We start from the raw sequence: 16,840 nt of genomic DNA, 5'->3' as shown, positions 1-16,840 counted from the left end.
TCCATCCTACCTATAAAGTAACACTTTCACTTACAAAAATCACCACCCATACCACTGCATAGCTTCTCTAAAACCAGCACGCCTAAGACCTAATTTGGACTACTGGCACCCTACAATACATTTAATCGCTCCAAACAACCGATCCTCATTATCACTAAATAGGCAATCCAAAGCTCCTTCATACAAAAACACCCATTTAAACCAAGGAAATAACCTGCTCCACCCCTACACCATCAACACTACCTAAAAACAACGACTAACCCTTAAAGCAACTCCCAAAAGGGGTATCACCTCCTTAACCACCTGTACTAATTTTGCTATAAACAACATATAAAGACCCATTAGTCGGCTCAAAAAACTCAAAAACCATAGCTTTTTTAAGCAAAAGTTAATTAAATCTTAAAAACCGTTAAAAAGCGTATAACTCCCACAATCACCTATGTATCAATTACTTCCTAATCGCGTAAATGTAATCTTACATCGGGAGAAAGATAATCTAGGTCGGAACTGAATGTAAATATAAACGTCTTACTTTAGTTTGCAGATTGGATCTAATGACTAGGCCTTATAAAAATCTTATGTTTTCAACCAATTATTTGGATTAGCTACCGAAAAACCACCTAGTCATTAGCAATCCAAAAAAGCATTAACTAACTCAAATTAATTTTGTATGAAAATTAAGTACTTTTTATTCTTAAAGCTTTTTCTGGCGTCATTGGTAATGATGGCACAGGAAAAAACTATTACCGGAACGGTAACTGACAAGGATGATTTGCCACTCCCCGGGGTTTCCATAGTTATATCTGGAACTACTAGTGGGACACAAACCGATTTTGACGGTAACTATACCATAAACGCTGCCGTAGGCGACGTTTTAAGATTTAGTTATATCGGGCAGACCACGGTAAGCGTCACCGTAGGAGCTGCTAACACCATTAATGTAAAAATGGAAGAGGACGCACAGGCCCTAGAAGAAGTAGTGGTTACTGGAGTTGCCGGTGCTACGGATAAAAGAAAACTATCTGTAACAGTTGCCTCCGTATCTGCCGACGATCTGGAAAAGGTTCCGGCTAGTTCAGCTGCCAGTGCTCTACAAGGGAAAGTTGCTGGTGTATCCGTAAGCAACCTTGGACGCCCCGGAGAAGGAGCTACCATTATAATGAGAGGAGCCGCCAACCTATACGGATCACAGTCACCTTTAGTTATCATGGACGGTGTTTTCATTGAAGGCGGAATGGCCGACATCAACGTAGATGATATTGCCTCCTTTGAATTGGTAAAGGGAGCTTCCGCATCCTCACTATATGGATCACGTGCAGGTAATGGGGTTATTGTAATTACCACCAAAAGAGGAAAGATTGGAAAGACATCTGTTACCGTAAGAGCAGAGACTGGTATTTCTAGAGTGAACAATTTCATCGACACCAACCAGTCGCACAACTTTGAACTAGCTTCAGATTGGGAAAACTTTAAAGGACAATACACCAAATACGAAGGCGTTACCTATCCAGCTGATTACCAGAGCGTTTATGCCAACTCGGGTCCAACTGCAGTTACTGGCGATCGTATCTTGAAGGCAGACGGTTATGCCGATAATCCTTTTGGTGTATATAACGATTTCCAGGATATCTTCTTTAAGACCGGTATCAATAGAACACTATACACTTCCATATCCTCTGGAGGGGAGAATGTAAGGACCTTCTTCTCCGCAGAAAACACTGATATTGAAGGAGTACTTGCCGAAACCGAAGGGTACGAGCGAAGCAGTATTAGAGCCAACATTGATTACGACATTTTTGATTGGTTAACCTTTAAGGCGAGCAACAACTTTGTACGAGTTGTAGATAACAGCCCAGGAGGAGGAACTGGTATTTACAGAACCATGACCAGATTAAATCCAGACTCCAACGTATTGGCTAGCAACCCTGACGGCCAGCCTTACTACTATTTACCAGACCCGTGGGAATCTGAAATTTCCAACCCACTTTACGCTCTGTACAACAGAGATGCTAGATCGCAACAACAGCGATTCTTAGGAGGATACCTACTAAACGCCAAGTTTACCAACTGGTTAAACATGGACGTAGAGTATTCTTTTGAAAACAACGCGTATAGATTCTCTAGCAATAACAAGTACGAAACGTACACCACTACTGGAGATCAAATTGGATTTGGATATAGCAAAGGATCTTTAAGCAAGAACAATTTCTTGGAAATTTCCCAAAAGGTACAGGCCACTCTAAACTTCAAGAAAGAATTTGGAGAACTAGATTTTATGGCTAAGCTTAGTTATTTAGCTGAGGACAGATCCTATGACTACAATTCCATTACTGGTATTGATTACAAATTTAAAGATCTACCAACTATTGATAACTTTGAAACTAGCAGTATTTATGGAAGCTCTGACTACCAAAGCGAAAGAGCACAGAATATGTTTGCTATTGGAGGTCTTGTCTACAAAGACAGATATATTGTAGATGGTCTATTTAGAAGGGATGGATCTTCCCTATTTGGATCTGAAAACAGATGGAACAACTACTACAGACTTTCTGGTGCCTATAGAATCTCTGAGGACATAGACATCCCAGGAGTCCAAGAATTAAAAATAAATGCTGCCATCGGTACTTCCGGACAACGCCCTGGATTTGACTGGCAGTATGAGCAGACCAACATCAGTCAAGGAAGCCTTTCTTCGGTAAGAAGAAAAGGAAACCCATTCTTGAAGCCGTCTTTAACCACGGAAACTGAATTTGGTTTAAATGCCAGCTTCTTAAACATGTTCGATTTACAGTTTGTTTACTCGGACCAAGTTGTATCGGACCAGTTTATGATTGTAAACCTATTCTCCCCTGCAAATGCTGGAAAAGCAACACAATGGCAGAATGTGGGTGACCTAGAGTCCCAGACTTACGAATTCTCCCTAAATTCCAGGATTATTGATCAATCCAAACTAAAATGGAGAGTTGGCGTAAACTTTACTACTACCGAAACCATGATTACCAAGTTAAATGCACCGGAGCAAATTGTTGGCCCTACCGATGGAGCTAATGACGAAGGAATTATGTTCCTAATTCGCGAAGGAGTAGAATTTGGAAGCATGTTTGGTAGAAGCTTTGTTACAGATCTGGCAACTATGGAGAAACAATTACCAGCCGGAGCATCTATTTCTGATTACTCAGTAAATGCGGACGGAGTGGTTGTAGAAACTGCAAACATTGGGACAAACAATGAAAAAGCTATCATTAAGGTAGATGAGGACGGCATTCCTGCTTTTGAAAAAATAGGAAATCAAAATGCTGATTTCAGAGTAGGATTAACCTCCAACCTAACCTACAAAAACTTCGATTTCTATATGTTATGGGATTGGAAAAGCGGTGGAGATATCTACAACAAGAATGCTCAGTGGAACACCATTGCAAAAAGAAACGTTATGGTAGATCAGGCAGGAAAGCCAGCTGATCAAAAGAAAACCGTAACTTACTACGAATCTCTGTACGATGTGAACCAAAACAATAAGTTCTGGGTAGAGGACGGTTCTTTTGTAAAGCTTAGGGAGCTATCCTTAGGATATACTCTTCCTGAGAAATACATCAGTAGAATTGGCTTCTTTGATGAAGTGAAATTAAGTTTGATTGGTAGAAACCTATTAACCTTTACAGATTACTTAGGTTGGGATCCGGAAGTTTCTAGATATGACGGCAATACCCAACAGTATTTCTCTCTAGATTATGGCGTATACCCAAATCAGTCTTCCTACTCCATGTCTATCCAGTTTAAATTTTAATAAATAAACACATGAAACATATTAATAAAATAGCATACCTATTACTGCCAATTTTCTTTTTGGTAAGTGCTTGCCAAGACTTCGAAACAGATTTGGAGGTGGTTAACCGTGAAAATCCAAACGATGAAATATTGGCTTCAGATCCTGTTGCTCTGGAATCTACCGCAGGAAATATTCTTCAGAGCTGGTATAGAACCGTACACAGCACCAATGGTCCAGCAGCAGCATTAGCCACTATGGCAGACGTTTCAACAGCATCTTGGGGTAACTTTGGAATGAGAGATCTTTCCAGTGAACCAAGAACATCCTTTAACAACTCTACTGGCTATAGCAATGACGTTACGGACACTTACTTTAACTCCCTATACTCGTTGTTAACAGACTCTAACACCATTGTTGGAGCGGTAGAGGCTGGAACCGAATTTAGCAACCCAAAAATGGTTGAAATGATGGGTAAATTGGGACAAGCCCTCTCGATTGGACATTTAGCATTAGTCTTTGACAGAGTTTGGATTTACGATGCCAATGGCCCTGTAGGGGAAAACGAGACTGGAGAGACTGACTATGTAAACGCCATGGAATACGCTCTTCAAAAATTGGATGAAGCGATCGCCATTGCAGACGCTAATACGTTTACCCTACCTGAAGCTTGGTTACCAGGTGTAAATGCAACTAGTGAAAGAATGTCCGAGATCATGAACAGTATGGGAGCGCGTATGCTCGTTGGCAATCTAAGAAACAGCGCCCAAAAGAGTACTTTAGATTGGAACAGGGTTTATGAATATGCCGATAATGGTATAACAACTGACTTCGACATATTAATGGACGATATTAACTGGTATGCATTAGTTCCACAGACCTACCTGGTATATCCTGGTTGGGGAAGAGTGGATATGAGAGTTATCAATATGATGGATCCAAACACTCCTGCCTATTGGACTGATGACATCAACACCTTACCGGAATCTACTTCAGCTGACGCAAGGTTAGCCACTGACTATGAATACCTTGCCTCCAACAACTTTAGCCCAGATAGAGGTAAATACCACTTCAGCACCTATAGGTATGCAAGGTTAAACGAGTACATTACAGAATGGACCGTTCCAGTAACGGAAATTTCCAAATCTGAATCCGATCTTTACAAAGCGGAAGCATTATTACACATAAACGGTGGAGACGCTGCAGCTGCAGCCGCCATTGTAAATGCAGGTACAAGAACCACAAGAGGGGAGCTTCCTCCAGTTTCTGCTAATGCAGACGAGGTATACGATGCTATACACTATGAGCGTATGGTAGAATTTGCCTATACTGGAATGGGGATATCCTTCTTTGAAATGAGAAAGGAAGACCTATTACAAAAAGGAACTTTGTTACACTTCCCAGTTCCTGGTAAGGCATTGGATGCAATTCCAGAGCCCTACTACACCTACGGTGGAACCAGTGGAGTAGCTGGAGAAGACTATTCTAATGGAGGTTGGAGATAATCCAATTTAACACCATAAAAGTAAAAGACCGTCCAAGCAATTTGGACGGTCTTTTTATATTGGGAGAATTGTTGCCGTTATAATTTCAAAATAGATAGGTCATAGATAATTTTACAGCAATTAATATTAACATCACAATTAGACAAGAGCTAGATCTTAAATATAATTGACTAATAGATTTTTATGATCAAACGCCATTAGACCTGCATATAAAAATTATCAGCTAAAAATCCTTCCTACTTCCCTATTCCCCGTCCAAAAAATCATATAAAAAACAAAAATATTCTAATAGGCAATAAGGAATATATCTACACTGCCATTATATAATAAATAGTTTTATTTAGCAACCACTTAACCTATATGCGTTCAAATTCTCACCATAATCTCCTTAAGCGAACCTCACCTTCCTCAAATTAACAAAACAAAAAAAATCAGCTTTACACTCCCCAACGAACTAAAATCCTTATAAAAACCTAAAGTCCGTTAATTTTATCATAAATACACAAATCAACAACAGGCAAACCACAAATAGCTGATTTTCAGATAATTCACAAAACAAAGGTTATAACTTAAAATCGGAGCAAATTTAATTTGCATCGGAGATCATCAAATATCACTTTCTCTATTGTTAATTTGTCTTAAGGAGGCTATAGACCCTATTCATAAAAAGCAGTAGCACACAAACAAAAAGCGAAAGTTTGTGGATTTAAAGAGACAAACAATCGCTCTGCAAAACAGTTATAGTATTAAATAACTAAAGTTTCACAAGTTCATTTTCTAACCTTTATTAATTCAAATTAATTTCTATGAAAATTAAGTATGTTTTATTTTTAAAACTCTTCATGGTGTCATTGGTACTGATGGCACAGGAGAAAACCATTACGGGTACGGTTACCGACATGGATAACTTACCGCTACCAGGCGTATCCATTGTTATAACTGGTACTACCAATGGCACACAAACCGATTTTGACGGTAATTACACGATCAACGCTACTGTGGGTGATGTATTGAGGTTTAGCTACATTGGCCAAACCACGGTTAACGTAACTGTAGGGGCATCCAACACCATAAACGTACAAATGGAAGAAGATGCTCAAGCCTTAGAAGAGGTTGTAGTTACTGCCCTTGGAATTTCTAGGGAGAAAAAATCTTTGGGGTATTCTACCCAAGAAGTTTCCGGGGATCAATTAACCGAAACAAGAAACTCTAATGCGCTAAACTCCTTAAGTGGAAAGGTTGCCGGGGTTCAAGTTTCAAATTCTACCGGTAGCTTAGGAGGTTCATCCAGAATCCTTATTAGGGGTGCTGGTTCCATTACCCAGGAGAACAAACCCTTAATAGTAGTAGACGGAATACCTTTAGACAATAGTAACTACAACAGTACTGCCACGCAAACTGGTGGTGGAGGTAGGGATTTTGGTGATGCCGCAGCAGATATTAACCCAGATGATATAGCCAGTATGAACATCCTAAAAGGTGGAGCTGCAGCTGCACTTTATGGATCCAGAGCGAGTAATGGGGTTATTTTGATTACCACAAAATCTGGTAGAACTGGAAAATCTGAAGTAACGGTTAATTCCGGAATTAGTTTTGAGCAGGTAAATGTTCTTCCCAAAGTACAAAAACTGTATGGTGGAGGAGCTGGAGACGCTACCACTATAGAGCAATCTGGATTTGGGCAAGCAACCATCAACGGAACAACTTATGATGTTGTAGATTACGGAACTGATGAGTCTTGGGGTCCTAGGTACGATCCCAATAGATTAGTGCTGCACTGGGATGCTTTTGATCCTGAATTTGCAGATGACTATTTAAAACCAAGACCTTGGATTTACCCTAATAAAGGAAAGGACGAATTCTTTAATACAGGATATTCCATAAACAATGGGGTTTCGTTTTCTCAAGGGTCGGAAAGCTCAACCATAAGACTATCTATTAACAACACCCAGACAAAGGGTATTGTACCCAACTCTAGTTTAGACAAGACCTCCGTTAATTTTAATGGAACATCTAAATTAAGTGATAAGTTAAAGATTGACGCTTCTGTAAACTTTACCGTTACAGATGGATTTAATAGACCTGCAGCCGGTTATACTGGTGAAGGAGTGGTACAACAAATGTATCAGTTTGGCCAAACCCAACTAGATTATGACCGATTAAAAAAGTATAAATTGGCCGATGGTACTCAGAGAACTTGGAACCGAGTTTCTGCATTGGATGGAAGTATTCGTTACTCTGACAACCCTTACTGGACCTTATATGAGAATACTGCCGAAGATAAAAGAACTAGATGGTATGGTAGTATAGGTGCTACCTATAACATAACGGACGATCTTTATGCAGTAGGTAAAATATACGGAGATACTTATGATTTCCGCATCAATAACCGTCGCGCCGTAGGCTCTCAAGCTCAGCCATTCTACACTGAAATTGCTAGGGATTTCCAAGAAATAAACTACGAAGGACGTTTACATTACGACAAGCGCTTTTTAGATAACAAGTTAAGTTTAAATTCCTTTATCGGTCTTAATAGGAGAGATAATGAATTCCATAGACTAACAGGAATCACTTCAGGAGGACTTGTAGTTCCAGGTCTATACAACATGAGTAATTCCAAGGACCCTGCACAGGTAACGGAATTTGACTCAAGAAAAAGAGTAAATAGCGCCTATGGTTCTGTTTCCTTAGGATATGATAGCTTCGCTTACCTAACAGTGACCGGTAGAAACGACTGGTCATCCACGCTACCTGCAGATAACAATTCGTACTTCTACCCTTCTGTCAGTGGTAGTTTTGTGTTCTCTGAGTTTACAGATGCTTCTTGGTTGACTTTTGGAAAGCTTAGAGGGGGTTATGCCGAGGTGGGTAGTGACACGGATCCATACCAATTAAGCAACACCTTCACCGGAAGCATTCCGTTCTTAGGAGATGTACCCTTTAACTTAGACACCACTAATAGAAACCCCGATTTACTTCCAGAATTGAAACAAACCTGGGAAATTGGATTGGAGATGGCACTTTTCCAAAATCGAGTTAGCTTTGATTTCACCTATTACAACGAAGAAACAAGCAACCTAATAACTCCGGTTCAAATTGATCCATCTTCAGGTTTTAGATCCAGATTTACCAATGCAGGAAGATTACAAAACAAGGGTATAGAGGCCTTGGTGAACATCACTCCAATACAAACTGAGGATTTTGCTTGGGACTTTACTTGGAACTTTGCCAAGAACAACAACAAATTACTTGAACTGATAGACGGAGTAGAGACGCTTCAAATTGGAAGATTTCCGTTTAATGCAGTATCTGTGAATGCAGTAGTAGGACAGCCCTACGGAATCATTAGAGGGACCAACTACGTATATGACGATGAAGGGAACCGCGTAGTAACTGCAAGCGGTAGTTATGCTGAAACCCAAAACGTAGAAAACCTTGGCTCTGTAATTCCAGATTACAATATGGGCTTTAGAAATAGCTTCACATACAAGAATGTTAGCTTAGGCTTCCTAATAGACGTTCAAAAAGGCGGAAAATACCGTTCATTAACCAACTTGTTTGGAATGTACTCTGGTATTTTAGAAGAAAGTGCAGCTAACAATATTAGGGAGGAAGGAATTGTTTTACCAGGTGTTACAGGAACCATTACCTACAGTGAAGATGGAAGTTCTTATACCGTAACCGACACAGCTCCTAACCAGAAAGTTATCCCTGCACAACAATATGGAACCGACTTCTACTTTGGTAACGATGCACAGAATGTTTTTGATGCTGACTATGTAAAGCTTAGAGAAATTACACTAGGATATAAGCTACCTAAAAAATGGCTTGGCGAGACCACAGATATCACCCTTAGTGCTTTTGGTAGAAACTTATTTGTATGGGGACTTGACAATGAGAATTTCGACCCCGAAGTTGCAACTGCAGGAAGTGGAAATATTCAAGGATCTGAAGGTGGTTCACTTCCTTCCACAAGTAGCTATGGTTTAAACGTTCAATTAAAATTTTAATATAAAATGAAAAATAAATTCAAAATACTTATAGCGTTAGCGCTCTTCACTGGTCTCTACTCTTGCGACAAGGGCCTTGAAGATCTTAACGAAAATCCAAATCAACCAGAGGTGGTTCCCACAAGCAATATCTTTGCCTACTCCACCAAAAGGTTTACAGATTTCAGTAGGGACGCTTTTAACTCTGGAAGACTTACGCTTCCATGGTTACAATATTGGGGACAGACTGCCTATGCGGACGAGGACCGTTTTCTATATCGCGAAACCTCCGCTCAGAGCATTTATGACAACACTTATCTAGTAGCAGTTAATCTAAAGTCTATCATTGACCAAAACTCGAATGAGGAAACTAAGGATATTGCAGCTGCTTATGGGAACAATAACAACCAAATAGCAGCCTCAAGAATTATGTTGTCCTACATGTTCTATGAGTTGACCAACTTTTTTGGAGATGTGCCTTATTACTCGTACGGAAGTGATAATGAAACCTTCCAAGCATTGGACGTAAACAACACTTCTACACCTGTTTTTGCAGCCCAAGAAGACATTTACGACGATATTCTTAAGGAGTTAAGGGAGTCATCGGATATGATTAACACTAATGAGCCAGTTTTCACCAGTGGAGATAACATTTTTAATGGGGATGCTGTGAAATGGAAAAAGTTTGCCAATTCTTTAATTCTGAGAGTTGCCAACAACCTTAGAGGGGTAGACCCAGGGAAAGCTAATGCGGCCATAGATGCCGCTATCGCAGCAGGTGTTATGGAGTCTAATGACGACAACGCAGCGCAAGCATACGATTCTGCCGATGCTAATGCCTCCCCGTTTTGGGCAGCATTTATTGAAAGGACTGATTTTGCTGTTGCAGCACCCTTTGTTAACCTACTTAAAGGTGAAACTGGAAATTTTGGTCCAGACCCGCGACTTTTCCAAATGGCAGCACCGATTGATGCGTCAATAGGCGATATAAAGTCCGATACCTATGAGAAAAGCACGGATTACGATGATTACCTTGGAATTCCATACGCGTTTAGAAATACCAACTTTTTAGACCGTACCACTTATTCCTTTATGAGTAGTAATATTCTAAAGCCAGACTATAAGGAAGTCCTTATGGAGTATGCAGAAGTTCAATTCATCATTTCTGAGCGTAACGGTTTTTCCCAGGAAAATTACGAAAATGGTGTTCGCGCATCCATGGAAAGATGGGGTGTACCTTCCGATGAGATTGACACCTTTGTAAATAACCTACCCCCGGCAACGAAAGAAAACGTACTAAACCAAAAGTACATTGCCTTATATATGCAGCCGCATCAAGCGTATGCCGATTACCGAAGAACCGGCTTCCCCAATACCTTGGTGATGCCTGGTGATGAAGTTTTTCTACCAGCAGCTCAGGTAAATGGATTACCACCAGAAAACAGGGTTCCATCTTATACTTTTGAAGCGGGACCTGTAAACCCTTCGGTTACCGAGATTCCATTTAGATTGAGGTATCCACAAATACTTCAAACCCTAAACGGTACCAATAGAAACGCTGCCGCTGCAAAATTATCTGAAGGCGATTTAATCACCAGTAAACTTTTCTGGGACGTTAATTAATCAATACCCAGTTTGGTAGCTTTACGAACCATCCTCTTTTTAAGGGGATGGTTTTTTATTTGAACCAAACTCAGATTATAGCAACAACCTAGGGACACAGTTCCAAATACATAACAACTTAATTTGCTAGGGAGTCATTTTACGCTAGCAAGTCATAAAATAAGTTATAAAACCAAACGCCACCCACCCAAGGCAGCATCCAAAATTATTGGAATTCAATTAAACTTGGTCAAAGAAGGCAGTCAATTCCAATTAGAAGCGTGCACCATAAGCAGATTTAGCAAAACAAGGTACTCCCCTACCCTTTAAACAGACTCACGGAGGACACCTACCAACATCCCCACAAAAGACGCTACCAGCCCCTTTAATTATCCCTAACACACATAAAACTAATTGTCGCACTATCTAATGGGTTGACCTTATTCCCAACCCCACCAAAGAATAAGCCTTAGCACTCCGAATTTCCTCAACTTAACCTAAATGGCAACCTACTATCCTTATACCCTAGAAACCCTTTAAAAAAGATTTATAAAACCAACCCAAACTAAAAATAAACAGCTTAACCTATCTTATCAGCCCCCATCCACATGCATGGGTATTTAGAAAAAAACAGAGGATAAATGAGATGCCCATAGGCCAAAAACAAATCAGGATATGCAATAAACCTCATCACACCTTTACTTTTACAAAGAAAACCTCAAACCACTGTTTACCAAGTCTTTGAAAAATAAAAAGTAGTTAACCAAAATCAGGTTAACCTTATTTTAGGTCGGCATTGAGACATTATCCTTTCCACTGCGCTTAATTTGCAGATTTGGCTAAAAATATGGGGCAAAGAGACGTTTTAGTTCCCTGGGACAAATCCCTAGCTACAACTCAACACGTCAGGGAGAAAACCTTGTATTTACAGACCGAAAACACATTTTTAATCTTTAACTAACTCAAATTAATTTCTATGAAAGTTAAGTATGTTTTATTCTTAAAACTTTTCTTAGTGTCATTAGTGATGATGGCTCAGGAAAAAACCATTACCGGAAGTGTAGTGGATCAGGATGGCCTGCCATTACCTGGTGTAAACATTGTTGTTTTAGGAACAACCAATGGTACACAAACCGATTTTGACGGTAACTACGCCATCGTTGCAAGTGCCGGACAAACCCTATCCTTTAGTTATATTGGTCAAAAGACCTTGACTATTGTTGTAGGCAGTAGTGATGTAATTAACGCCACTATGGAAGAAGATGCTGAGGCTTTGGAGGAAGTAATTGTTGTAGGATACGGAACCACTACCAAACAATCTTTCACTGGATCTGTAAAGCAAATTGACTCTGAACTCTTAGAGCGTAAAAGCGTTTCTAACATTTCACAAGCCCTAACCGGTGAGTCTGCTGGGGTAAGAGTAATTAACACCTCTGGGCAACCAGGTGCAGCCGCTACTATCCGTATTAGAGGATTTGGATCTGTAAATGGAAACAGAGATCCTTTATACGTAGTAGACGGTGTTCCTTATAACGGAAATATCAATGCCCTAAATCCTAGCGATATTGCATCCACTACTATCTTGAAAGATGCATCTGCAACCGCTATTTTTGGTGCCCGTGGGGCTAACGGGGTGGTAGTAATAAACACTAAGAGCGGTAAAAGCGGTAACAATTACATTGAAGTAGAAACCAAAACTGGACAAAACTTTAGCTTGCTACCAAGATATAGCACTATTAGTTCCCCAGAGCAATACATCGCATTAAGTTGGGAAGGATTAAAGAATAGAGGAGCTGCCCTTGGCAATGATGAAGCTGCATCCATAACTTATGCTAATGACAACCTATTCTCAGCAAGAGGAATCTCTCCAAATTACAACATGTGGAATGTTGCTAATGGGGGCGAGTTAATTGATCCAACTACAGGATTAGTAAGAGACGGTGTTACTCGTAAGTACAACCCGGAAAACTGGGAAGATTACGCTTTTCAGCCTTCTACTAGAACAGAAGCTAACTTAAAAATTAGTGGCGGTAACGAAACCACCAACTACTTTAGCTCTATTGGTTATTTAAACGACAAGGGATACTCTATCAATTCAGATTTTGAGCGTTATTCTGCCCGTTTAAATGTAAACCACAAGGTTAAGGAGTGGTTGCACGGATCCATGAATTTGGGTTACACGGTTTCTGAAACCAATAACGGTGGACAGTCTAGCGACTCTGGAAGTGTTTTCTGGTTTGTAGATAATATTCCTTCTATTTACCCATTATTCCTAAGAGACGCAGATGGAAATACTATCCCCGACCCTTATTACGGTGGCAATGTATACGACTATGGTCAAGGTAGAGGTTTTGGCGCTTTAACCAACGCGATCTCCGATGCTCATAACAGCATTCAAAACAGGTTTAACCACGAAATTAACTTCAACACCTCTTTAAACGTTAAGTTTACAGACTACCTTACCTTGGAGAATAGGTTTGGAGCCCAGTATTACAACAGCTCCTATGACGAACAAAATGGTCCCTTCTACGGACCTAGTGCCACCAGTGGTGGATCTATCTGGAAAACCAAAACCGAAGTTTTCTCTTATAATATGTTGAATCTATTGCGTTTTAAAAAGCGTTTTGACAGACATAACATAGAAGCTCTTGTAGCTCATGAGAACAACTCTTGGGAAAGAAAATATCTATCTGCTTACAAAACGAAGTTAGTAGATCCTTTTGGTACTGAATTGAACAATGCGGTTGTTTCTTCTCCAGCTAGCTCCTACACTAGGGATTACACCTTGGAAAGTTATTTTGGACAGCTTAATTACGACTACAACAACAAGTATTTCCTTTCTGGAACTGTTAGAAGGGATGGATCTTCCCGTTTCTTGAAAAACAAATGGGGTACCTTTGGTTCTTTAGGTCTTGCATGGGCAGTGATCAATGAGGACTTTATGCAAAACCAAGACGTATTGAGCAATTTAAAGCTTAAAGCAAGTTACGGTCTCATTGGAGAGCAAGGCGGAGTTGGATACTATCCTGGATACGACTTGTACGAAGTAGCCAACTTAAATGACCAAATCTCTTTGTCTTTTGACTCTAAAGGAAACCCTGATTTAACTTGGGAAACTTCAAAAATGTTCCAAACCGGAGTTGAATTCGGTATTGGCAATGTGGTGGATGTAGCCGTAGATTACTATATTAAAAATACGGATGATTTGATTTTTGACAGAAGAGTAGGTCCTTCTATTGGATATTCACTTATCAAAGTGAACGATGGAGCGCTACGCAACAAAGGTTTGGAGTTTGATGTAACTGCCCACCTGGTAAATACAGATGACTTTTTCCTAGATTTCACTGTTAACGGAGAGCTATTGGACAACGAATTGACAAGAATGCCAATTGAGCCAGCAACTGGTGAAGAGAAAATCATCGATATTTCCGGAAGATTTGGAAGATCTAAGGGAAGTAGCCTTTACGACTTCTATACACGCGAATTTGCAGGTGTGGATACCGATAGCGGAGTAAGCACATGGAATGTGTACTACTTTGACGAAAACAACGATGGTGTTTATCAGCCAAGCGAAAGAGTAGCTTCTATGGCGGATTATGTTGCAGAATTCCCAGACAGAGCCAATGCTCTTTCTATGACTACAACCGAAACGTACTCACAGGCTACCCAAAAATATGTTGGTAAGTCGGCCATTCCTACTGTAAGAGGTGCCTTTAACATTAGCACTGGTTATAAAGGGTTTGACCTTAGCGCTCAGTTCTTGTATAGTGTAGGTGGTTATGCTTACGACGCGGCTTATGCCAGATTAATGGGCAATGACCAAGCAGGTGGTAACAACTGGCATACAGACATCCTAAACAGATGGCAGAAGCCAGGTGATGTAACCGATGTACCACGTATCTCTAGCGACTACGATAAGAACGTAATCTCTTCCTCTACGAGATTCATTACCAAGTCTGACTTCCTTAACTTAAACAACATCCGATTGGGCTACACCATCCCCTCTGTACATGTTGAGAAATTAGGAATGTCTAACATTAACCTTTGGGTATCTGGAGACAACCTTTGGTTGCTATCCGAAAGAAAAGGCTTTAACCCATCTACGGATGAGGCTGGTACTTCTGATATGTATCGTTACTCTCCATTATCGACCTTTACTTTTGGAGTAAGAGCTAAATTTTAATCAAAAAATAAAATTGACTTATGAAATCTAAATTATATATAACCATTCTTGCTACCGGCCTATTAACCCTAGGCTGTAGCAAAGATTACCTAGAAACAAAGCCCACCGAGTTTATTTCTTCCGATCAAATTGCGGATGCTTCTGAGTTAAACCCAGGATTGCAGGCAGCAAACGTTACGGGAATATATGAGACCATGTACAAAGTAGGTACAGGTGGAACTAACTTAAACCACGATGACTTTGGTCAGAAAGGGTACGACATCTACGGAGATATGTTGTCTTCAGACATGGTCTTAGGAGGAACTACCTACGGATGGTACAGTACATTGGCAGACATGACCTCTACCATGGACTACACCAACATCAACAACTATAAAGTTTGGAGATACTACTACAGAATTGTCTTTGGCGCCAATAACGTTATTGATGGTCTTGGTGGCAATGATGCCGAATTGGAAGTAGCTGAAGCGCGTCACTTTATGGGACAGGCAAAAGCTATGCGTGCTTACGCATACTTTTACCTAGCCAACTATTTTTCTAAAGGCTATGACCCTTCTGCCTTAATACTACCAATCTATACGGATACCAAGGCTCCTAACCAGCCATTAAGCACCGCACAAGAGGTGTACGACTTAATTATCGCTGACTTGGAAGACGCAGTAACACTTCTGGATGGTTTCACTAGAGCAGCGAAGAATGAGGTAAACCAGGATGTTGCCAGGGGTCTTTTGGTCTATGCCTATGCCGCTATTGGAAAGAACGCAGAAGCCGCTACTGTAGCCAACAAAGTAATTACCGATGGCAACTTCACCCTTATGAGCAAGGAAGAGGTTACCGGTGGCTTTAATGACGCTACAACTTCCGGATGGATGTGGGGTGTGGATATCACTTTGGACAATGATTTGGACTTGGTTTCTTGGTGGGGCCAAATGGACCTATTCACCTATAGTTATACGTGGGCTGGAGATCCTAAAGTGATTGATGTTGACCTTTATGAGGCTATTCCTAACAACGACGTTAGAAAATCACAATTTGAGGATCAAGATGGCACAGAAGACAACACCCTACTATACCCTACAGGTAAATTCTACGCTCCAGAGCGTAAAATAGGAGGTCAAAGAAGCGTTACTACGGATTACGTTTATATGAGAGTTGCAGAAATGTATCTATTACATGCAGAGACTGCCGCAAAATCTGGGAACGAAGCTGCGGCTAAAGCCTCCCTTAAAGCTTTGCTAAAAGAGCGTTTAGACTCGGAGTTAGAAACTCTTTATGTAGATCTACTAAGCGGACAAGCTTTATTGGACGAGATTTATTTACAGACAAGGATAGAGCTATGGGGAGAAGGAAAGAGCTACTTAGCAATGAAGAGAAACAAGGCAACTATTACTCGTGGGGCTAACCACCTTTTCGCTGCAGGAGAATCCATTTCTTATGACGATGCTCGTTTAAGCTTTGAAATTCCACAGAGTGAAATTCAAAACAACCCTAACATTAACTAAGCAGCACTAAGTTGATGTAGTAATACAAACGCTTGTCAAAATTATTTTTGACAGGCGTTTTCTTTTATACGTAGCTATATAACTAGACAACCATTTAAATGATGCTAGGACTTCATAGGACAGCTCCTGCTATTTTATTGAACACATGATAAGGGAACAAAGCAAGGGTAAGGCAAAAGCCGCTACAATAAGAAACCTTTAAATTAGATCTTATAAGGAACTACACGCCCATTTCATTAATTACAGAACAATGGCAAGGCAATGAAAGGAAAAGAGTAGTAAGGAAGCACACTACC

6 protein-coding genes are annotated in these 16,840 nt (G+C 40.3%); all 6 read left to right on the top strand.

What is annotated here, in order from left to right; translation table 11 throughout:
- Window positions 1-670: 670 nt before the first annotated feature.
- The 6 genes from F1E73_RS09130 (at window position 671) to F1E73_RS09105 (ending at window position 16,544) form a co-directional block, all read left to right on the top strand.
- On the top strand, window positions 671-3,784 hold the full coding sequence (locus F1E73_RS09130; RefSeq protein ID WP_150451738.1) for a SusC/RagA family TonB-linked outer membrane protein: 3,114 nt from the start codon (window positions 671-673) through the stop codon (window positions 3,782-3,784).
- An 11-nt stretch (window positions 3,785-3,795) separates the two neighbouring features.
- Window positions 3,796-5,268, top strand: a complete 1,473-nt coding sequence (locus F1E73_RS09125) for a RagB/SusD family nutrient uptake outer membrane protein (RefSeq protein WP_086478392.1) — start codon at window positions 3,796-3,798, stop codon at window positions 5,266-5,268.
- 806 nt (window positions 5,269-6,074) lie between these two features.
- Complete coding sequence (locus tag F1E73_RS09120; RefSeq protein WP_086478391.1) at window positions 6,075-9,278, top strand: SusC/RagA family TonB-linked outer membrane protein; 3,204 nt, start codon at window positions 6,075-6,077, stop codon at window positions 9,276-9,278.
- A gap of 6 nt (window positions 9,279-9,284) precedes the next feature.
- The gene (locus tag F1E73_RS09115; protein ID WP_150451737.1) at window positions 9,285-10,880 is read left to right on the top strand and encodes a SusD/RagB family nutrient-binding outer membrane lipoprotein; all 1,596 of its coding nucleotides are present in this window, start codon (window positions 9,285-9,287) and stop codon (window positions 10,878-10,880) included.
- Window positions 10,881-11,835: 955 nt separating this feature from the next.
- Window positions 11,836-15,042, top strand: coding sequence for a SusC/RagA family TonB-linked outer membrane protein (locus F1E73_RS09110; RefSeq protein ID WP_086478389.1), 3,207 nt, complete (start codon window positions 11,836-11,838; stop codon window positions 15,040-15,042).
- Window positions 15,043-15,062: 20 nt separating this feature from the next.
- The gene (locus tag F1E73_RS09105) at window positions 15,063-16,544 is read left to right on the top strand and encodes a RagB/SusD family nutrient uptake outer membrane protein (RefSeq protein WP_086478388.1); all 1,482 of its coding nucleotides are present in this window, start codon (window positions 15,063-15,065) and stop codon (window positions 16,542-16,544) included.
- Window positions 16,545-16,840 lie beyond the last annotated feature (296 nt).

Origin of the sequence: Arenibacter lacus (assembly GCF_008711145.1) — a bacterium.
Classification (GTDB): Bacteria; Bacteroidota; Bacteroidia; order Flavobacteriales; family Flavobacteriaceae; genus Arenibacter; species Arenibacter amylolyticus.
The sequence above is the reverse complement of the archived record's forward strand: the minus strand, read 5'-3'. Positions and strand labels throughout refer to the sequence as shown.